Annotated in this window: 23 protein-coding genes and 3 pseudogenes; 15 read left to right on the top strand and 11 right to left on the bottom strand. The window is 66.4% G+C overall.

Going from position 1 to position 24,188, the window contains the following annotated elements:
• The first annotated feature begins 11 nt into the window (after positions 1 to 11).
• The 6 genes and pseudogenes from gap (at position 12) to AVHM3334_RS23900 (ending at position 4,145) form a co-directional block, all read left to right on the top strand.
• Positions 12 to 1,013, top strand: a complete 1,002-nt coding sequence (gene gap / locus AVHM3334_RS11025) for a type I glyceraldehyde-3-phosphate dehydrogenase (RefSeq protein ID WP_284412221.1) — start codon at positions 12 to 14, stop codon at positions 1,011 to 1,013.
• A 278-nt stretch (positions 1,014 to 1,291) separates the two neighbouring features.
• Positions 1,292 to 1,786 carry a DUF4398 domain-containing protein gene (locus AVHM3334_RS11020; RefSeq protein WP_284412220.1) on the top strand — a complete coding sequence of 165 codons (495 nt, stop codon included), beginning with the start codon at positions 1,292 to 1,294 and terminating at the stop codon, positions 1,784 to 1,786.
• 92 nt (positions 1,787 to 1,878) lie between these two features.
• Positions 1,879 to 2,781, top strand: a complete 903-nt coding sequence (locus tag AVHM3334_RS11015) for an OmpA family protein (protein ID WP_284412218.1) — start codon at positions 1,879 to 1,881, stop codon at positions 2,779 to 2,781.
• Between the two features lie 164 nt (positions 2,782 to 2,945).
• Positions 2,946 to 3,095, top strand: a complete 150-nt coding sequence (locus tag AVHM3334_RS11010; protein WP_284412217.1) for a DUF924 family protein — start codon at positions 2,946 to 2,948, stop codon at positions 3,093 to 3,095.
• Between the two features lie 94 nt (positions 3,096 to 3,189).
• Positions 3,190 to 3,816: pseudogene (locus tag AVHM3334_RS11005) on the top strand (IS5 family transposase); the annotation flags it as partial.
• A 74-nt stretch (positions 3,817 to 3,890) separates the two neighbouring features.
• Positions 3,891 to 4,145, top strand: a complete 255-nt coding sequence (locus AVHM3334_RS23900) for an ankyrin repeat domain-containing protein (protein WP_349816616.1) — start codon at positions 3,891 to 3,893, stop codon at positions 4,143 to 4,145.
• Between the two features lie 225 nt (positions 4,146 to 4,370).
• On the opposite strand, the gene AVHM3334_RS11000 is transcribed toward AVHM3334_RS23900, so the two are convergent.
• The 3 genes and pseudogenes from AVHM3334_RS11000 to AVHM3334_RS10990 form a co-directional block, all read right to left on the bottom strand.
• The gene (locus AVHM3334_RS11000; protein ID WP_284412215.1) at positions 4,371 to 6,233 is read right to left on the bottom strand and encodes a LeoA/HP0731 family dynamin-like GTPase; all 1,863 of its coding nucleotides are present in this window, start codon (positions 6,231 to 6,233) and stop codon (positions 4,371 to 4,373) included.
• Positions 6,234 to 6,251: 18 nt separating this feature from the next.
• Positions 6,252 to 8,525, bottom strand: coding sequence for an ATP-binding protein (locus AVHM3334_RS10995; protein WP_284412214.1), 2,274 nt, complete (start codon positions 8,523 to 8,525; stop codon positions 6,252 to 6,254).
• A 138-nt stretch (positions 8,526 to 8,663) separates the two neighbouring features.
• Positions 8,664 to 9,105, bottom strand: a pseudogene (locus tag AVHM3334_RS10990) (IS5/IS1182 family transposase); the annotation flags it as partial.
• A 269-nt stretch (positions 9,106 to 9,374) separates the two neighbouring features.
• Here AVHM3334_RS10990 and AVHM3334_RS10985 point away from each other — a divergent pair.
• The 3 genes from AVHM3334_RS10985 to AVHM3334_RS10975 all read left to right on the top strand — a co-directional run bounded on the left by AVHM3334_RS10985 (position 9,375) and on the right by AVHM3334_RS10975 (position 12,631).
• Complete coding sequence (locus AVHM3334_RS10985) at positions 9,375 to 10,079, top strand: TetR/AcrR family transcriptional regulator (protein ID WP_284412212.1); 705 nt, start codon at positions 9,375 to 9,377, stop codon at positions 10,077 to 10,079.
• A gap of 139 nt (positions 10,080 to 10,218) precedes the next feature.
• Complete coding sequence (locus AVHM3334_RS10980; protein WP_284412210.1) at positions 10,219 to 11,574, top strand: putative DNA modification/repair radical SAM protein; 1,356 nt, start codon at positions 10,219 to 10,221, stop codon at positions 11,572 to 11,574.
• A gap of 10 nt (positions 11,575 to 11,584) precedes the next feature.
• Positions 11,585 to 12,631 carry a TIGR03915 family putative DNA repair protein gene (locus tag AVHM3334_RS10975; protein ID WP_284412208.1) on the top strand — a complete coding sequence of 349 codons (1,047 nt, stop codon included), beginning with the start codon at positions 11,585 to 11,587 and terminating at the stop codon, positions 12,629 to 12,631.
• 88 nt (positions 12,632 to 12,719) lie between these two features.
• On the opposite strand, the gene AVHM3334_RS10970 is transcribed toward AVHM3334_RS10975, so the two are convergent.
• On the bottom strand, positions 12,720 to 13,073 hold the full coding sequence (locus AVHM3334_RS10970; protein WP_284412206.1) for an HPF/RaiA family ribosome-associated protein: 354 nt from the start codon (positions 13,071 to 13,073) through the stop codon (positions 12,720 to 12,722).
• A 292-nt stretch (positions 13,074 to 13,365) separates the two neighbouring features.
• Between AVHM3334_RS10970 and AVHM3334_RS10965 the strand changes: the two genes are divergently transcribed.
• From AVHM3334_RS10965 to AVHM3334_RS10940, 6 genes are all read left to right on the top strand, one after another.
• Complete coding sequence (locus AVHM3334_RS10965) at positions 13,366 to 14,238, top strand: gamma-glutamyl-gamma-aminobutyrate hydrolase family protein (protein ID WP_284412204.1); 873 nt, start codon at positions 13,366 to 13,368, stop codon at positions 14,236 to 14,238.
• A 258-nt stretch (positions 14,239 to 14,496) separates the two neighbouring features.
• The gene (locus AVHM3334_RS10960) at positions 14,497 to 15,135 is read left to right on the top strand and encodes a Csu type fimbrial protein (protein ID WP_284412202.1); all 639 of its coding nucleotides are present in this window, start codon (positions 14,497 to 14,499) and stop codon (positions 15,133 to 15,135) included.
• A 44-nt stretch (positions 15,136 to 15,179) separates the two neighbouring features.
• On the top strand, positions 15,180 to 15,791 hold the full coding sequence (locus tag AVHM3334_RS10955; protein WP_284412200.1) for a spore coat protein U domain-containing protein: 612 nt from the start codon (positions 15,180 to 15,182) through the stop codon (positions 15,789 to 15,791).
• Entirely contained in the window at positions 15,785 to 16,618 is an 834-nt protein-coding gene (locus AVHM3334_RS10950) for a fimbrial biogenesis chaperone (protein WP_284412199.1), read from the top strand. Before AVHM3334_RS10955 ends, AVHM3334_RS10950 begins: the two co-directional genes overlap by 7 nt.
• A complete protein-coding gene (locus tag AVHM3334_RS10945; RefSeq protein WP_284412197.1) occupies positions 16,605 to 18,974 on the top strand; it encodes a fimbria/pilus outer membrane usher protein in 2,370 nt (789 codons plus the stop codon). The genes AVHM3334_RS10950 and AVHM3334_RS10945 overlap by 14 nt, the downstream gene beginning before the upstream one ends.
• Before the next feature lie 14 nt (positions 18,975 to 18,988).
• Positions 18,989 to 19,957 (top strand): Csu type fimbrial protein, encoded by a 969-nt coding sequence (locus tag AVHM3334_RS10940; RefSeq protein WP_284412196.1) that lies wholly within the window; start codon positions 18,989 to 18,991, stop codon positions 19,955 to 19,957.
• A gap of 116 nt (positions 19,958 to 20,073) precedes the next feature.
• Here AVHM3334_RS10940 and AVHM3334_RS10935 read toward each other — a convergent pair whose 3' ends face one another.
• The 7 genes and pseudogenes from AVHM3334_RS10935 to AVHM3334_RS10905 form a co-directional block, all read right to left on the bottom strand.
• Positions 20,074 to 20,544 (bottom strand): FKBP-type peptidyl-prolyl cis-trans isomerase, encoded by a 471-nt coding sequence (locus tag AVHM3334_RS10935; protein ID WP_284412195.1) that lies wholly within the window; start codon positions 20,542 to 20,544, stop codon positions 20,074 to 20,076.
• A gap of 123 nt (positions 20,545 to 20,667) precedes the next feature.
• Positions 20,668 to 20,916 (bottom strand): annotated as a pseudogene (locus AVHM3334_RS10930) (GNAT family N-acetyltransferase); the annotation flags it as partial.
• A gap of 50 nt (positions 20,917 to 20,966) precedes the next feature.
• Positions 20,967 to 21,128, bottom strand: a complete 162-nt coding sequence (locus AVHM3334_RS10925; protein WP_284412194.1) for a hypothetical protein — start codon at positions 21,126 to 21,128, stop codon at positions 20,967 to 20,969.
• A gap of 110 nt (positions 21,129 to 21,238) precedes the next feature.
• Positions 21,239 to 22,288, bottom strand: coding sequence for a pirin family protein (locus AVHM3334_RS10920; RefSeq protein WP_284412193.1), 1,050 nt, complete (start codon positions 22,286 to 22,288; stop codon positions 21,239 to 21,241).
• Positions 22,289 to 22,534: 246 nt separating this feature from the next.
• Positions 22,535 to 22,999, bottom strand: a complete 465-nt coding sequence (locus tag AVHM3334_RS10915; RefSeq protein WP_284412192.1) for a GyrI-like domain-containing protein — start codon at positions 22,997 to 22,999, stop codon at positions 22,535 to 22,537.
• Between the two features lie 113 nt (positions 23,000 to 23,112).
• The gene (locus tag AVHM3334_RS10910) at positions 23,113 to 23,553 is read right to left on the bottom strand and encodes a VOC family protein (protein ID WP_284412190.1); all 441 of its coding nucleotides are present in this window, start codon (positions 23,551 to 23,553) and stop codon (positions 23,113 to 23,115) included.
• A gap of 190 nt (positions 23,554 to 23,743) precedes the next feature.
• Positions 23,744 to 24,115: a hypothetical protein gene (locus AVHM3334_RS10905; RefSeq protein WP_284412188.1), complete on the bottom strand. Its 372-nt coding sequence runs from the start codon at positions 24,113 to 24,115 to the stop codon at positions 23,744 to 23,746.
• Positions 24,116 to 24,188: the final 73 nt, after the last annotated feature.

The raw sequence follows: 24,188 nt of genomic DNA, 5'->3' as shown, positions 1-24,188 counted from the left end.
AGGATAGTTCCATGACGATCAAGATTGGCATCAATGGCTTCGGCCGCATCGGCCGCATGGTGTTCCGCGCCGCCGTGCAGAACTTCTCCGACATCGAAGTCGTCGGCATCAACGACCTGCTGGAGCCCGATTACTTGGCGTACATGCTCCAGTACGACTCGGTCCATGGCCGCTTCAAGGGCACCATCGCGGTGGAGGGCAACACCCTGGTCGTCAACGGCAAGAAGATCCGCCTGACGCAGGAACGCGATCCGGCGCAACTGAAGTGGAACGAAGTCGGCGCCGATGTCGTGATCGAGGCCACGGGCCTGTTCCTGACCAAGGAAACCGCGCAAAAGCACATCGACGCGGGCGCGAAGAAGGTCATCCTGTCGGCCCCGTCCAAGGACGACACGCCGATGTTCGTGCATGGCGTGAATTGCAACTCCTACGCCGGCCAGCCCATCATCTCCAACGCGTCGTGCACCACGAACTGCCTGGCCCCCGTGGCCAAGGTGCTCAACGACAAGTGGGGCATCAAGCGCGGCCTGATGACCACGGTGCACGCTGCCACCGCCACGCAAAAGACGGTGGACGGCCCGTCCAACAAGGACTGGCGCGGCGGCCGCGGCATTCTGGAGAACATCATCCCCAGCTCCACGGGCGCCGCGAAGGCAGTGGGCGTGGTGATTCCCGCGCTGAACAAGAAGCTGACGGGCATGTCGTTCCGCGTGCCGACCTCCGACGTGTCGGTGGTCGATCTGACGGTCGAGCTGGAAAAGCCGGCCACCTATGCCGAAATCTGCGCTGAAATGAAGGCCCAGTCGGAAGGCGCGCTCAAGGGCATCCTGGGTTACACCGAAGACAAGGTGGTGGCCACCGACTTCCGTGGCGAGAGCTGCACCAGCGTGTTCGATGCCGACGCCGGCATCGCGCTGGACGACACCTTCGTGAAGATCGTGTCCTGGTACGACAACGAATGGGGCTACTCCAACAAGTGCCTGGACATGGTGCGCGTGGTGTCTTCCCGCTGATCCAGCCAGCACCCGCTGTCCTGCAAAAACCAAAAACGCGCCTTCGGGCGCGTTTTTTGTTGGGCGGCGCCAATGCACCCCGGCCTCTGTTTTCAATGCCGGTTCTGCCGTTGCGTCCGGAAGCAATTGCACACGTTTCGTCGGACATGGCCCACGCGGCTTGCTGCGGTGGGCCTACGCCAGCGGCACGGCTGGGCTCGAACAATCGGATACCTGTTGCGGCGGAGCACTCGCTTCCCCTCCACAGCGCCATTTCATCCCTGTCCGGAGAAAAAAATATGTCGACTTTCACCCTGATCCGAACTGCCACTGCCGTGGTGGCGCTGGGCGCGCTCGCGGCCTGTTCCTCCACCCCCAAGCCCACGGAGCAAATGGCGGTGAGCCGCACCGCCGTCGATCGGGCGACGACGGCGCCCAAGGTCGCGGCCAATGCCCCGGTGGAACTGCAGAGCGCCCGCGACAAGTGGTCGCAGGCCCAGCAGGCCCTGGACAGCAAGGACTACACACGCGCCCGCCGCCTGGCTGCCGAAGCCGAAGCCGACGCCCGCGTGGCCGAAACCAAGGCAGAAGCCGCGGACAACGCTGCCACGCTGCAGCAGGTCAAGGCCAGCATCCAGTCGCTGCAGGACGAAATCACCCGCCGTGCGCCTCCGGTCGCCGGCACCATGCCTGCGCCAGCCGCTGCTCCCGCGCCCATGGCGGCACCCATGCCAGCGCCCATGCAAAGGCCCATGCCGGCCCCCATGCCAGGCGCGATGCCTCCGGCCCGCTGATCGCTGATGCGCCTGGGGCCCGCGGGCCCCTCTTTTGCACCGCCGGCACCGTTGCCGCGCCGTAGCTCCCACCCGATTTGAAGGACAACACCATGCAGTCATCCACCCTCCGCCGCACTTCCGCACTGGCCGCAGCCTTGCTCGCCGCCGGCCTGCTGGCCGCCTGCGCATCGCCCGGCCCCCTGCCTGCCGTCGAGCAGGCCCGCTCCGCCGTGAACCGCGCTGCCACCGACCCGGCGGTCAGCCAATATGCACAGCTCGAACTGAAGTCGGCCACCGACACGCTGGCCCGCGCCGACCACGTGCTGCGCGACGAAAAGGACGAGTCCGAAGCCAACCACCTGGCCTATCTGGCCACGCAGCGCGCTGCGATCGCCACGAACACGGCACAGGCCCGCCGCCTGGATGCCGAGATCAAGCAGGCCGGCAGCGAAACCGATCGCCTGCGCCTGGAAGCCCGCACCCGCGAAGCCGAAGCCTCGGCCCGCAACGCTCAAGCCGCCCAGGCCCGCGCCATGACGGCCGAGCAACTGGCAGCGCAGCAGCAGGCACAAGCGCGCGCCGCGCAAGACCGCGTGCGCCAGCTCGAAGCGCAACTGCGCGAGATCGAAGGCCAGCAAACCGAGCGCGGCCTGCTGGTCACGCTGGGCGATGTCCTCTTCGCGTTCAACAAGGCGGACCTGTCCGCCCAGGCCGCTCCCCGCCTGGACAAGCTGGCCAACTTCCTCAAGCAGTTCCCTGAACGCAAGCTGCTGATCGAGGGCTACACCGACAGCGTGGGCTCGGACAGCTACAATCAGGAACTGTCGGAGCGCCGTGCCCAAGCGGTGCGCGACGCGCTGGTGCAGCGCGGCGTGGACACCAGCCGCATCACGGCACGCGGCTACGGCAAGTCGTACCCGGTGGCCGAGAACGGCTCGCCTGAAGGCCGCGCCATGAACCGCCGCGTCGAGATCGTGATCGCCGATGCCCAGGGCAACCTGAAGGGCCGTTAAAGTCCGGTCGATCCGCAGGCTGCGCACCGCAGCTTGCGGCCCGCAGCCGCCGCTCCGCATGCCGGGCGGCGGCTTTCGTTCGTCCGGCGCTCATCCGCTGTTCGTCCGCCTTTTCACTTCGCCGCCCCTGTTGACACCGCCCACCATGAACACTGCACTGCCTGATGCCGCAACGCGGCGTCCTGTCCTTCTGGTTCGAAGACAGCACGCCCCAGCAATGGTTTGCCAAAGACGACGCGTTCGACACCGCCATCCGCCAGCGCTTCGCCAGCCTGCACCATGAAGTCCGTCCTGAACAATTCGCAAGTCGTTGATCTTGCTTGCAGTTCTTGGGGTTGATGGCCGCAGCCTTTGCAAGGTATGGTTTTGCCTATCTCTGTTTTCTTGCAAATTCCTCCGAGGATTCCGATGGGCCCGAAGCCTTCGCAGCCGCAGAGCGGCGAGTTGTTCATCTCCCGTCTGGACGAGTTGATCAACATGCGTCACCCGCTGGTCAAGCTGGCCGCACTGATCGACTGGGCCGAGATCGAGCGCACCTTCGCAGCTTCTTTCACGTCCGCACGAGGCCGACCCGCGTTGCCGCCGCGGCTGGTGGCTGGGCTGCTGTACCTGCAGCACGCCTTCGATGCCTCTGACGAGGCAGTGGTGAACACCTGGGTGGAGAACCCGTACTGGCAGTTCTTGTGTGGCGAGACCTACCTGCAGACCGAGGCGCCCATCGACCCGTCCAGCCTGACGCGCTGGAGAAAGCGCGTTGGAGAGGAAGGCGTGCAGACGCTGCTGGCGGCCAGCATCGAGGCCGCCCGGCGCGGTGGCGTCGTGCGTGCCTCCAGCGTGGACAGTGTGATCGTGGACACGACCGTCATGCCCAAGGCCATCGCCCATCCCACCGACAGCCGGTTGCTGGACAAGAGCCGCCAGCACCTGGTGAAGGTGGCCCAGGAGCACGGCCTGCAATTGCGCCAGAACTACAACCGCGTGGCTCCTCGACTGGCCGCGCAGATCGGGCGCTACGCGCACGCCAGGCAGTTCAAGCATCCCCCGAACGCTCAAGGCCATGATCAAAAGGCGCAGTGCCATCGAGCCCGCCATTGGGCACATGAAGATGGATGGGCGACTTGCCCGCAACCCGCTCGCTCGAGGCCGGCGCTCAACCCAATGCTTCGCATTCTTACCCTACGCGCGGCCGCACGCCGCTCATGCTAGCCGCGGAAAACGATCTCCCCGAACTGTTCAACCTGATGTGCTGCAGGCACGGAGGCGATCCACTTCAGCCTGATGCAGAAGGCCATAGCTGCTGGGACATTGCCCGGTCCTTCGGGGCGTGGGAGGTCATGGGCTACCTGCAACGGATGGTGAGCTGAGCGCGCAGCCAGCGCTCAGGAACACCGAACTTCTTGTTCAAGTGTGCAGTCCATGCCTTGCCATCCCTTTCTGATAGTAGGCCGCTAGCGGCGGGTAAGGCTGGGGAACGGGCAAAGTCCCGCCACGTTCGTGGCACCGCGAGTCGGCTCACGCGAAGGAGCGAGAGAATCAAGCGCGATGAAAGCATACAGTTCGCCCAACGCGTTGCGGAAGACCCATTGAGATCACGAGAACAATCTGGACCAGAGCGATGCCTTCGCCGGTTCAGTCTCTGCTTGAGGCTTTGCGGGTGTAGCCTTTGGCGTGATGGTTTCAATGATCGGCTTGGTATCGATCACAATCTCCGGCACGCTTTCCCAGGCCGCCTGATGATTTCCGCCGTGACTGTTGATCTCGCGAAACTCACCGTCGATGGTGGTGCCGTCGTCGTACCACTTCTTGAACCGCACTTGACGTTCATGCAGCGCGCCCATCTCTCGGTCAATGGAGTTGAGTTGCTGCTTGAGAGTCACGAAGGTTGGGAAGAACTGGTCGGCAAAGTCTGGTGCGTCGATCAGCTGAACCACTTCTTTGGACTGGGTCTGGAAGTTGGAAATCATGCTCTCGATCACCTTGGCAAACTGTGCCTGACGCTCCTGTTCCTTGTAGCTGTCCCACACCTCAAGCGCGACACCCAGAATGGCCACCGCGCTGCCGAGGCTGTTCGCCAGCTTGGTGGCGCCCCAAGGTTTGAACTTGAGGTACTTGCTGATGTCCAGTCCCACCATTTTCGTGGCGGCATTCAGTCCATCGCGAGCCAGCAGGACATTGTCTTTGGTCATGAAACCCGGCTGTGAGAGGAACTTGACGCCCTTTTTGCTCATGGCGTTCAACACGTCGTCGTAGTGCTTCAACTCGTTGTTGACGTTCATCTGTATGCGGTACAGATCCGAGTTGATGCTGCTGATTTCCTCACTGAATATTTCCTGGATACGCTGCTGGACCAAGCAACCTTCATTTCCAATCTCGCGGTGCATGAAGTCATCGAAGGTGGGTAGCCCTACTTTCCGGGTCTGCAGTTGCAGATCCTCGAAGTAGCGCAACAGGCGACCACGAAGTCGCGTCTGAGCTTGCGCGATGTTGCCGTGGACTTTTTGCAGTTCGTGGGCCTGACTTTGCTTGATCTCGGTGATCCGCCGCGCTTCGTCCGCCAGCAAGGCATATGCTTCCTTGGCGGCCGGAAGCTGTTGGGTGATGACGTCGGCGATGATGGATTTCTGGGTCTCGTTCGCCAGCGAGATCAGTCCCCCATTGCGCTCAATCTTCTGCTGAGTCGCGCTTTGCAGCACGCCAATGCGAGAGAGGTTGCGGAACTCAGACAGATTGCGCAACCAGTGGTCGACGCCCATGTCGAAGGGATTGGCCGAGACGGCGACAACGGAAAGATCGCTCTGCTCCTGCGGAGTCAGCTCCAATACGTCATTCAGCCGCTTGGTCACCGAGTTCTTCTTGACGAAGAATTTATCCTGAAAATCTGAATCCTCCGCCACGTCTGCAACGTCGTCGAAGCGGCTGAGAACGAACACGGTGCGAGGCAGCAAGTTGAGCGTGCGGAACAGCCATTTCAGGTCTTCCGTGTGACTTTCCTTGATTGGGTTGGCTGAATTCATCACATACAGCACGAGGTGAGCTTCGCTCACGTAGTGCTTGGTGATGTCTTTGTACTTCTCGATTTCCTGGCTCGTGGCGTTGGTCTTTTCCTTGAAGCCGAACAGCCCGGGTGTGTCGATGATCTGCAACTGATCCTTGTATTCATAGATCTGGACTTCGCTAGACGACTCCGCCTGGCTGATGTTCATGCTCTTGCGATCCAGTTCCTCCAGCCAGGCGGCGGCGATCGATGTCTTGCCTTCGGAGAAGCCACCGATCAGAGCGACCTTGAGCTTCTGCTCCGTCGCTTCCCGCACCGATTTCTCCAGCTTCATCACGAGATCTGGATGGACATGGATGCCCAGACTGCGTCCCTCCTGCACGAACGTGCTGAGTTTGGACAGGATTCCAAGGGCTTGCTGCTTTTGCTGTTCGAATGAATGAATTGCGCTGGTCATGTGACGTTGCTCCAGTATTCAGGCGGTTGCGGTTTCTGTGGCCGGCGTGGCAGCAGGGGCTGCGGAGGCCGGCTTGGGGACGAGCTTGTCCCGCAGCGTAGCCATCTTGGCGGCAATTTCCTCCAGTGCCACTTTGGTGTTGAGACTCTGTTCGTAGGGAATGCGCATCTGGGTCTTCGTCGAGAGCAGGGCCTCATTGATCTTGGCGCTGGCCGATTCGAGATTGCCGTCCAGCATTTCCGTGAGCTTCTCGAACACCTTCTCAATATTCTCGTCAGCGGACTTGCGCTGCTGCTCCTTCTTGTAGTCGCTGCTGAAGAAGCTGCGCACGGCTTTATAGAGACTGAACACGAGACCGACCGCACCGATCACTGCCGCAGTGGTCCAACCCACTGGGTTGGACGCAAGGAATGATGCCCAGACCAGCGCCGCAGCTCCGCCTAGCGTTGATATCAGGCCCACGACGTTGATGCCATTGCTCATCTTGAAGTCGGTATTGAAGTTCAGTTTGAGCGATGAGAACGGGCCATCGATCGTGTAGTGCAGGATCTCGCTGACGTTCTTCTGATTCTTCTGGATGATGGCTTCAGCCTCATCGGTGAACGACTTGAACACCTTGGCGAAGCGTGCCTCCAGATCCCGGCCGACGCTGATCTTGAGTGCGTCGATCTCGCCAGTCAGGTGCTCTTTGAAATCGTCACTGCTATGGTCGCCTTCGATGTAGTCGTAGATGGCCCTGCGCATGGCGGACTTCTTGCCGCTCAGCTCGTCATGGCATTCGTTCTTGAGCTTCTGCGACGTCCCGGACAGCAGTCCATCGATCTGAGATGAGGCAGATTTCTGCTGCACATCTAGCTTCTGTGCAGCATTGGCGAAGTTGTCTCGCACCTGATGTAGGTGACTGATGCCGTCTTGCAGGCAACTGCGAATCTTCTTTACATTGGCATCGCGGATCTTGGTCTGAAAGTTCTGGCACAGCTCCGAACGCAGGAACTCGAGGAAGGCATGCATGCCGCTGCGCTGGAGAATTTCATCGCGTCCCATTGATGCGAGGAACTTTTCACGGCTTTTGACATGGTGGTTGTTGGGGAGCAGACAGGTGGCAGCCGCCAGAAAGGCGGGCATGCCGCTGACGCACACATGTCCCCTATAGGTCTCAGTGCCCAGCGAAGCGGTCAAGGATTTGCCCATGTCGGCTAGGCCGACAGCATCGTTTTGGGTGACCAAGGTCTGGCCTTGCAGAACCTGAGGGTTGGTCGCGCTCTTGTTGAAAATAGCCCAGACTTCGGTCTGCTTGCCCAACTGGCGTTTGATCTTGTCAATGGTGCCCTCCTGTCCCTCGCTGCCGGAGCCGGGCGGGGTGGGGTTGCGCGTCACGTAGAACACCGCGTGGGCTTTCTTGACGGACGAGTCGATGGCGCTCATCACCTGCTTCTCATCACCTTCGATGCCAGGCACGTCGATCAATTGGAACTGCTGGCCTCCCGCCACGAAGCGGTAGGAATGCGACTGGAGTGTGAAGTCTGAGCGCCCGTTGCCGATGATGCATCCATCTTGCAGAGGAGCCAGCCGTGTGAACGCGCTTTCAACGTTGGCTTTTTCGCCTGTCCTGGCCGCCAGCTCGGCCTGGATCTTGCGGGGCTCGGCGGCGATGGTTTCCAGTCTGGCCTGGTTTCCTGCCTTGAGCTGCACGAGCGCCAGCTCCCGCTCTGACAGAGCCTTCTCCTCATCCAGCTTCTTGAAGATCCGCATCAGCTTCTGCCAAAAGTTCTGGCTCTTTCGCTTGTGCTCGATGGTGGCCCTCAGCACGTCGAGGCCAACCTCTTGCTCCCCCTCCTCACTCTTCAACTGCTGCGTGAGCTGGTTGGCAAGTCGCTGGCTGTCCGCGAGTTGAGCCTGCAACTTCTGAATGCTTAACTCGATCGACGCAAGGCTCTCGGGATCCACGCGCAGATCGATGGCCAAATCCTCGAATTTCTGCTGTGTGGCGAGTTTTTCACTGTCCCCCAGCAAAATGCGTAGTGTCTCGATAAGGGTGGATTTGCCAGCGTTCGTCTCACCGTAGAAAGCAATGGTGAACGTGTCCCATTCGGACAGCTCGCGCAGCTCTCTAATGTCCTTATTGGTCCGGTCGCGCATCTGTTCCAGCAAGGTTCTGGAGTTGGCGATGGCACTTTCTATATCTTGATTTTCATTGGTCGTCGAGCCTTTCTTGAGCACCGCTGCAAGCGATTGATCGACCAGCGTTGTCAATTGGTCATAGAACTGATCGGTCTTGTTGGTGTTCGACATGCGTGCCCGTTGAAATTTGCTGGTTAGTGGTCCGAGTTGTTATCCGTACCGATCCGACAGCGAGTCGATGGCGGAGCTTTGTGCATCATAATGTTTCTGGCTTTGCGACTAAAGAGTCCGCCCTGAACAATTCCGCTCTCAACCGCGGACAGGTCGGCGGTCACCGTGTGCGACGAACAGTGCCGCGATGACCGCCTGCATCGGCAGCCCGAATCGGGCGCATAAAAGCCGCAGCGCGGCCAGGATCAGGCGCAGGTCGTGCCCGGCACCGCACATCACCGCATGCAGCGCATCACCCAGCGCGCCCTTGAGCGGGTTGCGGGCAAGTCGCCCATCCATCTTCATGTGCCCAATGGCGGGCTCGATGGCACTGCGCCTTTTGATCATGGCCTTGAGCGTTCGGGTGATGCTTAAACTGCTTGGCGTGAGCGTAGCGCCCGATCTGCGCGGCCAGCCGTGGAGCCACGCGGTTGTAGTTCTGGCGCAATTGCAGGCCGTGCTCCTGGGCCACCTTCACCAGGTGCTGGCGGCTCTTGTCCAGCAGCCGGCTGTCGGTCGGGTGGGCGATGGCCTTGGGCATGTTTGCGGCTGCGAAGGCTTCGGACCCATGGAATCTCCGGAGGAATTTGCAAGAAAACAGAGATAGGCAAAACCATACCTTGCAAAGGCTGCGGCCATCAACCCCAAGAACTGCAAGCAAGATCAACGACTTGCGAGTTGTTCAGGACGGACTTTTTAGCAGCGCACCGCCGTGCGATGCGGCAGCCATCCACCCGATGGGTTATTGTGGACGCCGTACACAAAACCTCAGCAGAGACGATCGACAGCGTCACATCCCGACAAACCCGCATGCCCGATTTGCTCCATCCGCCCGGTTCGCCCGCTCCGCCCGAACTCCCCGTCGCTTCGCCCTCCGCCCCCGCCCCCGCGACCCGCCAGACCTATCGCCACGGCGACCTGCGGCGCGCGCTGCTCGATGCGGGCGTGGCGCTGGCCCGCGAAGGGGGGCCGCAGGCGGTGGTGCTGCGCGAGGCCACGCGCCGCGCGGGCGTGGCGCCGAACGCGGCCTATCGCCACTTTGACAACCGGCAGGATTTGCTGGAAGCGGTGCGCGCCGTCGCCCTGTCCGAAGTGGCGCAGGCCATGGAGGCCGAACTGGCGGCAGTGCCCGCCACCCTGGCGCCCGAGGAACACGCCCGCGCTGGCTTGCGCGCCGTGGGCGTGGGCTATCTGCGCTTCGCACGCGAGGAGACGGGGCTGTTCCGCACGGCCTTCGCTGCGGCGGGTGACATCGGCCCGGGCACGCCCCACCACGGGCAAAAAGCCGGCGCCACCGGGCTGGACCCCTTCCAACTGCTGGGTGCGGCGCTGGACCGCATGGTGGCGGCCGGCGTGCTGCCGCCCGAGCGCCGGCCCGGGGCGGAGTTTCTCGCGTGGTCGGCGGTGCATGGCCTGGCACTGCTGGTGATCGACGGGCCCCTGGCGCGCGTGGTGGGCCCACAGATGGACCGCGTGGCCCAGCGGCTGCTCGACATGGTGGAAAAGGGCCTTTGACCCCGCTGGCCTCTGGCGCTCCGGCGCTTTGGGTCGAATCGGCTTCCAGCACATATTCCACTAGGGGATATTGCTATATTTTTAATAGCAAGTTGGAATAAACGTTGCCTGCGGGCGTTCTTCACTGTAAATTCATACAGTGATCATTTCTTCCAAGCTCGCGATTCTGGCCGACGCCGCCAAGTACGACGCCTCGTGCGCATCGAGCGGCGCGGCACCGCGCAACTCGGTCGGCGGGCGCGGCATCGGGTCCACCGAAGGCTCGGGCATCTGCCACAGCTACGCACCGGACGGGCGCTGCATCTCGCTGCTCAAGATCCTGCTCACCAACTTCTGCCTGTACGACTGCCTGTACTGCGTGAACCGGGTGAGCAGCAACGTGCAGCGCGCTCGGTTCACGGTGCAGGAGGTGGTGGACCTCACCCTCGACTTTTACCGCCGCAACTGCATCGAGGGCCTGTTCCTCTCCAGCGGCATCATCCAGAGCCCCGACTACACCATGGAGCTGGTGGTGGAGGTCGCCCGCGTGCTGCGCGAGGCGCACGACTTTCGGGGCTACATCCACCTCAAGACCATTCCCGACGCGTCGCCCGAGCTCATGCAGCGCGCCGGCCGCTACGCCGACCGCCTGAGCATCAACGTGGAGCTGCCCACCGCGCAGGGGCTGGCGGCGCTGGCGCCAGAGAAGGACGCCGCCGCCATTCGGCGCTCGATGGCGCGCATGGCAGGCCACATCGCCGATGCCAAGGAGGCGCGGCGCGAGCAGCGAAGCGCAGCGCAGGTCGTTTCGCTGCCCGGGCGCACGCGGCGAGCCGCAGCGCCGCATTTCGCCCCCGGCGGCCAGAGCACGCAGATGATCGTGGGCGCCGACGCGGCGGACGATCGCACCATCCTGGCCACCAGCGCGCAGCTGTACGGCGGCTTTCGGCTGCGGCGCGTGTATTACTCGGCCTTCAGCCCCATTCCGGACGCCTCGCGCGCGCTGCCGCTGTCCGCGCCGCCCATGGTGCGCGAGCACCGGCTGTACCAGGCCGACTGGCTGATGCGCTTTTACGGCTTCGCGCACGAAGAGATCGTGCCTGCGCGCCAGGGCGGCATGCTGTCGCTGGACATGGACCCCAAGCTCGCCTGGGCGATCGCCCACCCCGAGCGCTTTCCGGTCAACCTGAACACCGCCCCGCGCGAGATGCTGCTGCGCGTGCCGGGCCTGGGCGTGGGCTCGGTGGATCGCCTGCTGGCCTCGCGGCGGGTGCGCCGCGTGCGGCATGCCGACCTGTCGCGGCTGCGCGTGCCGCTCAAGAAGGTGCTGCCGTTCGTCGAAACGGTGGACCACCGGCCGGGGCGCATGCTGGATTCGATGCAGTTGAAGGCCTTCTTCGCCACGCCTGCGCGGCCTGCCGGCGCCCTGGGCGCGGCACGGGCGGCTGATGCAGCCGATGCGATCGGCACGCCCGCCGCTCTTTCGCAGCCGGTGCAGGCGTCGCTGTTCGGCTGAAGGGCAGGCCATGCCGATCGCCGGTTCGCAAGCCACCTGCCATGCGCCATCGCCAGACGCGCAGGCGCCGGCCGCCACCACGACCACGACCACCATCACCCTGCGCCACGCCACCGACTGGGCCGGCTTTCGCGATGCGGCTCGCGCCCTGGTCCACAACGGGTGCCCACCGCACCAGGTGCAGTGGTTCACCCAGGCGGACGCGGTGGCCGATCTGTTCGCCGATGCATCCGGGGCAGGCGATCTGTTCGAGGCGCCGGTGACCGAGGCGCCGTTGACCGAAGCGCCTTTGACTGATGCGATGGCGGCTGCGAACGCGCCCCTTGCGCCGCACCAGCGAGGCGATCCGCTGGCGGGCGGTGCACAGGCGCGCTCTGCTGCGCCCGACCCCGGCCCGCCGGCTCTGCGCGTGCCCCGCGAGTTTCTACAGCTGTGCGAGCGCGTGGTGCTGCACCGGGACCCGGGGCGCTTCGCGCTCATGTACCGGCTGCTGTGGCGGCTCGCGCACGAACCCGGGCTGCGCCATGACCCGCTGGACGCGGACCGCCTGCGCCTGCAGCACCTGGCCCGCGCCGTGAAGCGCGACATGCACAAGATGCGCGCCTTCGTGCGGTTCCGGCCGGTGCCCGAATCCGACGGCGGCACGCTGCACATCGCATGGTTCGAGCCGGACCACCGGATCACCGAGGCCAACGCGCCGTTCTTCGCGCGCCGCTTCACGCAGATGCGCTGGGCCATTCTCACGCCGGACGGCAGCGTGCACTGGGACGGCGCCCGCCTGCACACCGGCCCCGCGGCGAAGCGCAGCGATGCACCGCCACCGGATGCGGGCGAGGCGCTGTGGCTCACGTACTACCGGAACATCTTCAACCCCGCGCGCCTCAAGCTGGACATGATGCGCAGGGAAATGCCCACCCGCTACTGGAAGAACCTGCCCGAGGCCGCACTGATCGGCGAGCTCGCCCAGACCGCGCACGCGCGCAGCGGCCGCATGGTGGAGGCCCCCGGCACGGTGCCCCAGCGGCGCATCGCTGGGCGGCAAAAGGACGCGCCGTAACGCCCGCACGGGCATGAAAAAGCCCCGCAGGGCGGGGCTGGTGAACGCGGGCGGCGAAGGGTGAATGCGCCCTGCCGCCGCCAATCGCTTACTCGGACTCGGTCGCGGTACGGATCGTTTCGCGGCCGTGGCGGTCCTTCAGGCGGCCCAGGTCGGTATCGAGGGCGCGGGTCACCTTGTCAACGGCGCTGGTGAAGGCGTCGGCCAGCTTGTCGGCATCGGCAGTGGCGGCGACGGGCGGGCGGCCTGCGGCGCGCGCTTCGATCACGCAGCGCTTGTCGCCGGCGCCGGACTTGCCGGCGTCCACGTCGGACAGGAAAACCTCCACCCGCGTCAGGTGTTCGCGAAAGCGTGCAAGCCGGCTGTTGGTTTCTTCCTGGACCCACTGGGCCAGCGATTCGCCGCCCTGGATGTATTCGTCGGTGTGCACCTGTACTTGCATAGCGTTGCTCCTTTTTTCCAATGACACCCGGCCTCGTGGCCGGGCACGGTGATGGGGCGGCGCTGCGGCGGGAAGGCCCGCATTCAGCCGTCACCCGCAGCCATGGTCGCACACGGCGAAAGGGCCGCACAGCAACAGGGCGGCGCCGATGGCTGTGGGGCAGACGCCCATGGCGGGAGCGGCCGGTTCCTACAGCGCCGCCTCACGACGGGTGATACAACCTTCGGATGCCTTCTCCCTTGATTTACTGCGGGCCGCAACGCAGTCGCCCTTCCTTCGCGGAACGCTGAGCATGTCCACTTCCAAGCGCCTCAAGATCGGTCTTTCCGCCTGCTTCTCGCATGCGGACCCCGCACGCTCGCTGTTCACCAACAAGACCCTGCAGTACGTCGAGCAGACCATCGCGCACTGGATCATGTCCGCCGGCGCGATGGTGGTGATGGTGCCCTGCCCCACCGGCGAAACCGCCCGTGGCGACGTCACGCTCGCCCACTATGCGGACTGGCTCGACGGCGTGGTGATGCACGGCGGCGCCGACGTGTGGCCCGGCACGTATGGCGAAGTGCCGCTGAAGGACGCCTGGCTGGGCGACCGCATCCGCGACCTGTACGACCTGGCGGTGGTCGAAGCCTTCGAGCAGGCCGGTAAGCCCATCTTCGGCGTGTGCCGCGGGCTGCAGCTGATCAACGTGGCCTTCGGCGGCACGCTCTACCAGGACATCGAGACCCAGCACCCAGGCGCCCAGCAGCACCGCAACGCGGTCACCTACGACCAGCATTTTCACGAGGTGGAGCTGGTGCCCGGCACCCGGCTGTCTCAGATGTACCCGAGCCAACAGCGGGTGGTGGTCAACAGCATCCACCACCAGGGCATCAAGAACCTCGCACCGGGCTTCGAGATCGAGGCCTGGAGCCACCCCGACGGCGTGCCCGAGGCCATCCGCCGCCGTCCCGAGCGCGGGCGCGGCTACATCGCCGCCACGCAGTGGCACCCCGAATTCTTCAAGCCCGGCTCGTCGCAGACCATGGACGACGCGCCCATCCTGGAAGATTTTCTGGCCGCGTGCTCCCGCTCCAAGGTGCGGCCCCTGCCCGGCCACAGCCCTTTCCAGATCCGCGACCGTGCCGCGCGATTGCTGCGCCAGGCGCTGCTGCTGCGCCGGTAACGCCGAAAAAACACAGTACGGCCCCATGCCGTAAAACGATAGCAGCCGCGCCAGCCACCACGGCGGCGCAGCGCTTTCTGGGCCGCCCAAACCCAAGTCTCCATTTTTCGGCCAGTTGTTTCAAATTGTTAACAATGCGAAGCCGTAGCGTGTAAATGTGCAATAACTGTATCCGGAGACATTTGCAGCCTTGAATGCTGCAGGGCCAAGCACCTTTGTCCCATCGAATTTTTCTGCCTGTGCGTTTAGGAGAAAGCGATGCAAAAGAGAGACGAGCCCGCAGGCGCGACGCCGAGCGGAAAATGGAGCCAGACCCACCCAGGACAAACGCTGCGCGGCCTTCCCGCCGCTGCGGCGATCGGCCTTGCGCTGGTCTGCGGAGCAGGAACCGCCGCGGCGGACACGCTCACCGGTAATTTGCAGGCCACCATGCGCATCAGCACGGGCTGCGTCATTTCGGGCAGTTCGGGCGGGCAGTCGGGCGTGAGCTTCGGCACGCTGGACTTCGGCACCCAGCCGGCGACGTTCTCGGGCACGGTGAGCGCCGCGCCCACGGGCGGCGCCGGCGGGGCCGGCACCACGCAGATCCTGTGTTCGCCCGAGATCACCGTCATCAGCGTGACGGTGAGCGGCGGGCTGCACGCCGGCCAGGGCGCCGGGGTGGGCGTGGGCACGCGGGCGATGAACTCCGCGGCCGCGTACATCCCGTACGAGGTGTACCAGGACGCGAGCCACACCACGCCCTACCCGCTCAATACGCCCGTGGCGAATGTCGCCATTCCCACGGCGGGCGCCGCGTTCAATTTGCCCATCTACGGGCAGGTCAACAAGACCGGCAGCCAGTCGCTGCCTTTCGGGGCCTACACCGACACCCTCGGGGTGACGCTGACGTTCTGACCGCTCGGCGGCCGGCCGAGCGCCCGGCCCGCCCGGAGAAAAGCATGATGCAAGCCATCGGACGGCACCCGGCGCAGCCTTGCCGGAACGATTCCGCCCGCCCGTTTTCGACCCACCGCACCGCCACCGCCGGCGCGCTGTGGACGCTGGCTGCCGCCCTGGCGGCCTGGCCCGCTGCGCCTGCCCGCTCGGCCACGCCCATCGCCACCACGGGGACGATTCCCGTCAGCGCCACGGTGGCGCGCGGCTGCCAGATTTCGGGCAGTTCGCAGACCACCGGCCTGTCGTTCGGCATGCTGGATTTCGGCGTGCATTCGCCCGTGCGCACCGGCACGCACAGCGTCATGGCGGCAGGCGGGCAGGGCATGCAGGCCCAGGTGCTGTGCACGCCGGGCACCACGCTGCAGGTGACCATCAACGCCGGGCTGCACGCCAGCGGGGCGCAGCGCAGGCTCTCCAACGGCTCGCAGTTCATTCCGTACGCGCTCACGCTCATGGCGGCGGGCACGCCGGCGCTGCTGCCCAACGTCGTGGCGAACATGGCGCTGGGCGCCACGCCCACGGCGCTGCCCATCCAGGCGACGGCGACGTTCCCGGGCTCCGGCATCGGCGCGGGCACCTACACCGACACCTTGCAGGTGACCCTTTCATGGTGACGATGCCGCCCTTCCTGCGCAGGCTGGCGGCCGCGCTGGCGTGGGCCATGGTTACCGCCACGGCGATCCCGGCCTGGGCCGCCACGCCGATCATGATCTGGCCCGTGGACCCGGTCATCACCGGCCCGCAGCGCGCGGTGGCCCTGTGGCTGGAGAACCGCGGCAGCACGCCGGTGTCGATGCAGGTGCGGGTCTTCCAGTGGCGCCAGGCCGACGGCAAGGACCAGTTCGATGTGCAGCGCGATGTGGTGGCCAGCCCGCCCATCAGCCACATTCCGCCGGGCCAACGGCAGATGGTGCGGTTGCTGGCGACGCAGCCGGTGCCGCCCCGGTCCGAGCAGACCTACCGCGTGCTGGTGGACGAGCTGCCAGCCGCGGACCCGCTGGCTCCCGACGGCCCCGCCAGCATTCCGGGCCCGCCCGAGCGCGCCAATGCCGATGCGGCGGCGGTCGCGGTGCGGCTGCAGATCCGCTATGCCATTCCGCTGTTCGTCTATGGCCCGGACACGCTGCCGCGGCGCCTGGCCGACGCCCGTTCGCTGGTCGATGGCACGGCCGTGCTGGAGCCCGACCTGTCGTGGGACCTCAAGCCCCAGGGCCGCGCCAGCCAGGTCGTGCTGCACAACCGCGGCACGGGCCACGCCCGCATCACCTCGGTGGTCTGGACGCGCTCGGGCGCGTCCGCAGCGCCGCCCAAGGACGTGCTGAACTACGTGCTGCCGCAAAGCCAGATGCCGCTGGACGTGGCGGCCCCGCCGTCACCCGGCCACACCCTGGCGGTGACGGTCAACGGGCGCGAAGCCCAACTGCCCCGTGCGTCGCAATGAACCGCACCCGCCCCCGTTGCGTGCCCGCGTCGCCCGCTGGGGGGTGCTGGTGGCATGCCTGCCGCGCCTGCTCACCGCCGCGGACTATCCGATGCCGGACGCCAAACCCGGCGCACCCGCCACGCTGTACCTGGAGCTGGTGGTCAACGGCAAGACCACCGGGGAAGTGGCCAACGTGCTGCAGAACGGCTCGCTCTACGAGATCGACGCCCAGTTGCTGCGCGAGCTGCACATCCAGACCGCCATGCCCGACGGCACGCGCGTGGCCGTCAACGCGCTGCCCGGCGTGGTCACCGAATACGACAGCCTGGGCCAGCGCCTGCTCATCCAGGTGCCGCCCAGCTGGTTGCCGCGCCAGGACCTGGCCGACGTCCGCGAGCCGCTGCAACTGGCGGGCGGCACGGGCCTGTTGCTCAACTACGACGCCTACGCCATGACCACGCAGGGCCGCACCACGTCGTCGCTGTGGTCCGAGGCCCGGTACTTCGGCCCCGTGGGCGTGGTGTCGAGCACGGGCATCTTGCGGCACGGCTCCACCGGCTTTTCCACCGGCTTCGTGCGCTACGACACGCAATGGACCCGGCCCGACACCGACGCCGCCACCCAGACCCTGTACGGCGACCTCATCACCGGCGCGCTGCCGTGGACCACGCCCGTGCGGATGGGCGGCGTGCAGTGGTCGCGCAACTTCGGCATCCGGCCCGACCTGGTGACCTACCCGCTGCCCGCGTTCTCGGGCCAGGCGGCCGTGCCTTCGGCGGTGGACGTGTTCATCAACGGCTTTCGCGCGGCGAACCGCACGGTCGCGCCCGGCCCCTTCACGCTGGGCGAACTGCCCACGGTGAACGGCTCGGGCACGGCGTCGGTGGTGACCACCGATGCGCTGGGCCGGCAGGTGCTGACCTCGGTGCCGTTCTACGTCAACACGCAGTTGCTGCGCCCGGGCTGGACCGACTATTCGCTGTCGCTGGGCGCGCTGCGGCGGGCCTACGGCTTTCGCAGCCTGTCCTACGGCCGGCCGCTCGCCTCGGGCGTGTACCGCCAGGGCGTCACCGAGGCCTTCACGGCCGAAGCCCAGGCCCAGGCGGGCCGCGGGCTCAGCGTGGCGGGCGTGGGCGGGCTGGTGCGGCTGGGGCTGTGGGGCGTGGCGAATGCAGCCGTCACGCGCGGCCAGTCCGAGCGCGACCGGGGCGGCTGGCAGCTTGCGGCCGGCTACCAGTTCCAGAGCACGCGCGGCGGCATCTCGATGCAGCAACTGCAGCGCACCCCCGGCTATGGCGACGCCAGCACCTATGCCGGCGACGGGTTCCAGCTGCCGAAGCGCACGCGGCAGCTCGATGCCAGTCTGAACCTCGCGCGCGGCTCGGTCAGCGTGGGCTGGGTGGACCTGCAGACCCGCGAAGGCCAGCGCAGCCGGCTCGCCTACGCCGGCTACAGCACGCCCGTGGGGCAGAACGCCTACGTGTCGGTCACCGCCGGGCGCACGGTGGAAACGGGCCAGACGCAGGTGCGGCTGCAGCTCACCTACCTGCTGGGGCCGCACACCAGCGCGCAGGCGGCCGTGGCCCGCTACGGCGACGGTGCCACGCAACTGCAGACGAGCGTGCAGCGCACCGTGCCATCGGACGGCGGCCTCGGCTGGAGCCTGGGCCATACGCTGGGCGGCGATGCGAACCGGTACCGCCAGGCATCGGCCCAGTACCGGGGCGACACGCTGACCGTGCAGGGCGGCGCCTACGGCATGGCCGGCCACGCCACCCGGTTCGCGGGCGCATCGGGCTCCATCGGGATCATGGACGGCTACGCCTTCGCCTCCAACCGCATCAGCGACGGCTTCGCGCTGGTGTCCACCGACGGCATGGCGGACGTGCCGGTGCTGTTCAACCACCAGCGCGTAGGACGCACCAACGCCCGCGGCTACCTGCTCGTGCCGGAGGTGCCGGCCTACTACGAGGGCCGCTACGAGATCGATCCGCTGTCGCTGCCGGCCGATGTGCACACGCCCACCCTGGAAAAGCGCGTGGCGGTCGCGCGCGGCACCGGCACGCTGGTGCGGCTGCCCGTGATGCGCATGCGCACCGCCACCATCACCCTGGTCGATGCCAGCGGCGCGCCGCTGCCCGCGGGTGCCGCCGTGGTGCACGAACAGGGCAATGTGCCCACGGTGGTGGGATGGGACGGCGTGGTGTATTTGACCGCGCTGCAGGCCCGCAACACGCTGGTCGCGCGCCTACCGGACGGTGGCGTGTGCCGCGCGGCATTCAGCGAACAGGCCTATGCCGCCACGCGCGATCTGCGCGTGGTCTGCAGCACGGGCAAGGAACCCGTGGCACCCGCCGAAGGGGTGCAGCTATGACGGCGTGGCGATCCATGGCGGCCCGTGTTGCGCGGCTCGCCGTGTGCCTGGCGGCGCTCGGGGCCGGCGCGCCTGCCGTGGCCGCGGTCTGCGCCTATTCGGAAACGGGTGGCTCCCTCGGCACCGCATCGTCGTTCGCGGTGCGCGACGGCAGCGTCAGCACCTCGGGCAGCTTCGCCATCACCTGCGGCACGGGGCTTTTGTCGCTGCTGTCCACCGACAGCCTGCTGCGGGCCACGGTCACCAGCGACAACGGCTTCTTGCTGCGCAACATCGCCGACACCACCAAGACCATCGGCTACCAGGCCGGCAACGGCAGCGGGCTCACGTATTCGTCGGGGCTGCTGGTGATCAATGCCTCGGGGGCGAACATCCTCACGCTGCTGCCCAACCGCAAGGCCACCGTGCCGCTGCAGATCGCCACGCTGAGCGCCAACGTGCCCGCCGGCACCTACCGCGACACGCTGCGGGTGGCATGGGTCTACAACCTGTGCGACGGCCTGGGACTGATCAGCACCTGCCTGGGCACCGTGTACGCCGGCTCGGCCACGCGCACCGTGACCGTGGAGCTGCAGGTGACCAACGACTGCCTCATCACCCCCGGCGCCATCAACTTCGGCACCGCCGCGCTGCCCGCGGGATTCGGCGAAGCGGCCTCGCAGGTGGCGCTGGTGTGCACCACCGGCATGAGCTACACCGTGGGCCTGGGGCCGGGCAGCAACCCCAGCGGCGGGCGGCGGCAGATGGCCAACGGCACCAACCGGCTGGCCTACGACATCTTCTTCGGGGCGGGCACCACGCCATGGGGCACGGCGGCGGGCTCGCGCGTGGCCAGCACCCAGGCCACCGCCGGGCCGGCCGGCGGCATCGCCAACGGCACGGGCTCGCACCTCTTTCCGTACCGCGCCCGCGTGTACCCCGACCAGCCGGCGCCCGTGCCCGGCACCTACCTGGACAACGTGGTGGTGGACGTGCAGTTCTAGCGCCGAACGCCTGCCGGCTGGCCCGCATCAGAGCCGAATCGGCCTCCAGCGCAATAAAATTCACGGCATAGCGCTATACTTTTAATAGCAAATCAAGCCACTCGGCGCAGCTCAGATCAATGGTGGTGGCCGTGGCCGCCGTGCACGTGGCGGTGCGTCACTTCCTCAGGCGTGGCGGCGCGCACTTCGGTCACCTTGCAGGAAAAGCGCAGCGCCTGGCCGGCCAGCGGGTGGTTGCCGTCCAGGTGCACCTCGGGGCCCTTGATCTTGACCACGTTGAAGACGCGCTCCTGCCCGTCGTCGCCCGCGCCGCGCAGCTGGCCGCCCACCTTCACGCCCGGTGGAAATTCGCTCTTGGGAATGGTGCGCACCAGGCTTTCGTCGCGCTCGCCGAAGGCGTCGGCGGCGGTCAGGTCCAGCGTGGTGGCGAAGCCCGTGGCCTGGCCGTCCAGCACGGCCTCCACCTTCGGGAAGATGCCTTCGTAGCCGCCGTGCAGATAGGCCAGGTGCCCGGAATCGAGCGGCTTGCCCTGCGGCGTGGTCACCTTGTAGCTGAGGGTGACGGCGGTGTCTTTGGAGATGTTCATGGCGTGTTCCGGCGAATCGATGAATCGGCAAAGGCGGCAGGCACTGCGCGCCCGGCGGTCAGGCGTGCATTGTCGAACAAGGCAGGCGCCGCCCCAAGCGGCCGCCCCTGAACCCGGCCGACTTCAGGCGTCGTTTCCGTAGATGAGAAAACCCGCGTGCCGCGCCACCTGGTCGTACAGCCGCCGGGCCGCCGCGTTGGTCTCGTGCGTCTGCCAGTACACGCGGCGCACGCCCGCCGCCCGCGCCGCCGAGTAAACGCCCTCGATCAGCTGCCGCCCCACGCCCTGGCCGCGCGCCGCCGGGGCGGTGAACAGGTCCTGCAGATAGCAGGTGGGCTCGATGCGGGTCGTGCTGCGGTGGAACAGGTAATGAAAGGGCGCCGCAGTATGCAGCAGCGCATCGGCTCACTCGCGTGACGCCGCTACTTCTTTGGGCCGAACTTCGGTTTGCCGGCCTTGCTGACGAGCAGCGCCACCACGATGACCACCATGAACAGAAAAGCGCAGTTGCCCAATATCTGGAAGGCCCCCCAGGCGAGGAGCGCGAGCACGGTGCACAGCAATAGAAAAAGAAGGCTATTCATGGCGCGTCACTGGAATCGGCAGGCGCTATTTTGTCCCCCATCTCCAAAAGTCACGTAACAAACAGTCATTTACCCGAGGCAGCGCAGTGCGCGCCTCATGCCTGACTGGCTCACACCGGCGCCGGCACCTCCGGCACCTCCGGCGCGGCCTCGCCTGGCCGCCGGGCGAACCGGCCCGCATCCGGGCCGTGCACCGGGGCTTCGTCGCCCCACGGCCAGCCGCCGAAACCGGTGCGGCGGTAGTCGGCCACCGCCTCGGCGATTTCCTGCTGCGTGTTCATCACGAAGGGGCCGTACTGCGCCACCGGCTCGGCCAGCGGGCGGCCCTGCAGCAGCAAAAATTCGGCGTCGGCCGCGCCGCTGTTGTGCAGTTCCACCGCATCGCCCGCGCGCAGTTCGATGGCGGCGTGCGCCACCGGCTGGCCCGCCAGCGTGACGCCGGTGCCGGCGAAGAAATACAGCATGCGCCGGGTGTCCTGGCCCGTGGCGGCAGGCAGCGTGAAGCGCGCGCCGGGCTCCAGGCGCAGCGTCCAGATGGCCACGTCCGCCTCGGTCTGCGCGGCCCAGGAGCCGGGCGGCGGCGCCAGGGGCGAAGCATCGCCCAGCCGGCCCGCCACCACCGCCACGTGGGTGGCGGCGCCGTCCCCGCCCCCGTCACGGTCCACCACGCGCGGAATGTCGCCGGCCCAGAACATGGTGAAGTGCGGGGCCACGCGCTTGTTGGCGGCGGGCAGGTTCAGCCAGATCTGGAACAGCTCCAGCGGATTGGGCGCCGCGCGGTCCAGGAGCGGAAACATTTCGGAATGCACCACGCCATCGCCCGCGGTGAGCCACTGCACGTCGCCCTGGCCGAAGCGGGCCGCGGCGCCCAGCGAATCGGCATGGTCGATGAGGCCCTTGCGCACGATGGTCACGGTCTCGAAACCGCGGTGCGGGTGCGGCGGAAAGCCGGGCACCACGTCGCCGTGGTACATGCTCCAGCCGTCCCGGCCCGAAAAATCCTGGCCGATCTGCCGGCCGTGCAGCGGTGCATCGGGCCCCAGCGCGGCGTTGCCGGGCGGGTAGGCGTCGTCGTGGTGGGCGCAAAACAGAAACGGGTCCACCGTGGGCCACAGGGCGCCGAGGGGCTGGGTGTTCAGAATCGGGGAATCGACAGGCATGGGGAAAGCTCCTGGTTGGCAGTGCGCCGGCCGCGCATTCCTTCCCACATGGGGGCGGCGGGCGGCGCTGCAACGCGACGGGCGCGCAACGCACTGGTGCAGGCATGGAACGATCGCCGGCGCACCGGTCTGCCTCGGCTGGCGGCTCCAAACACCGACATCCAGCCAAAACAGGCCAGCGCCGCCGTCGATACTGCGCAGGCAGCTATTGAATCAATAGCATTTCGCAGCATCTCTCCACGGCTTTCAGCCCTGCAGCGGCTGGTTCAGCTCGGTGCGCCAGGCCGTGGGGTCCGAGCCGGTTTCGGGGCCGGTCAGGTAGCACTCCCACAGCTCGGACGTGGGCCGCAGGCCCTGGCCTTCGATCCACTGCAGGAGCTCGCCCCAGGCAGTGCCCAGGTCTTCGTACCGGCCCCGGTGCACGGTGCGGGCCACGCGCATCGCCGGCCACTCGCCCGGCTGCATGCGGCCCATCGGGCCGACCGGCGCGGCCACAGGCACGCTGATCTCGAAGTCGAACGTGTCGGTGGGCCGGCGCCGGTGGTGGGTGAACCAGGGGCCGGCGGGCGAGACGCACTGCGCGGCGATCGCGTCCATCAAGTCGCGCACGCCCTGGCCCATGACCTGCTGGATCTCCTCGCGCGTGCAGGTGACGTGGATGAATGCCGTGTGGCGGGCGGGCAGGTCGGCGATGTGGGGCGTTTCGTTCATGGGGTGATGGGTCGTTCAAGCCGCGCGGGCGCTGGAGATCAATCAATCAATCAATCAATCAATCAATCAATCGGAAGGACGACGGCAAGTGTGCGGCAAGCCGTGCCGGCCGCTCAGGCGGCGGGGTTGCACACCACCATCCACGGCACGCCGAAGCGGTCGGCCACCATGCCGAACGCGTGCGAAAAGAACGTCGGCGCCAGCGGCATCTGCACCTGCCCGCCGTCGGCCAGCGCGGCGAACAGGCGCCCGGCTTCGGCGGCGTCGTTGGGTGACAGGGACAGCGACACGCCCTGGAACACGGGCTTGCCGCCGTTCATGCCGTCGGAGGCCATGAGCGTCGTCTCGCCGATGCGGAACGCGGCATGCAGAATCTTGTCGCCCGGCGGCGGTGCCGATGCGTCGCCGCAGCCCATGCCGGCCCCATCGGACACGGGCTCGGGGTTGTCCTTGAACCGCATCAGGCCGGTGACCTCGGCGCCCAGCGCCGTGCGGTAGAACTCGAGCGCCTCTTCGCAGCGGCCGTCGAAAAACAGGTAGGGCTCCACTTTCATCGGGGTTCTCCTTGTGGCCCTCGGCGGGCCCATCGCGGCGCCCGACACCATTGTGAACACCGTTCACAAACGATAGCCGTGCGGCCTCGGCCCGTCCAGCAGGGAATTCCCGAACGCTGCGCCCTCAAGCCAAAACGGCCGTCAGCGCATGTCCAGCAATCGACATCACTCCTATTTCAATAGCAAACCGTCAAACGTCTGCTGCAATGGCCGGCTCGCCGTGGCCCAGCGCGTCCAGGTTGATCTGGATCTGCGGAACATCGGCCAGATCGGGGCTGCGGCCATCCGACAGGTCTTCCAGCGCGGTGAACTGGCCGTCCAGGTACAGGAAGGTGACGGTGCTGGCCAGATCGGCCAGCGCGTCTTCGGCGCTGGGAAAGCCCGAGCGCTCCACATGGTCGCCACCGTCCAGCGCATAGCCGTACTGGCCCTGCGATGCTTTCAGTTCGCCCAGGTCGATGAGCTTGTCGCGCACGTTGCTGGCGTAAACGCGGCCATTGGCGGCGTAGAGCGTGAAGCTCTGCGCGGCACGCGCCGCAGGGGAGATGGAGGAAGCGGGCATGGGAATGGTCCTTTTCAAAGAGAAGGCTGCGGCCGGTGAAAGGGCCTTGCGCGACGGGCCGGCCACACCCGTC

The organism is Acidovorax sp. SUPP3334 (assembly GCF_030159055.1).
Lineage (GTDB): Bacteria > Pseudomonadota > Gammaproteobacteria > Burkholderiales > Burkholderiaceae_C > Paracidovorax.
Note: the sequence above shows the minus strand (reverse complement) of the source record. Positions and strands in the feature narration are given on the sequence as shown.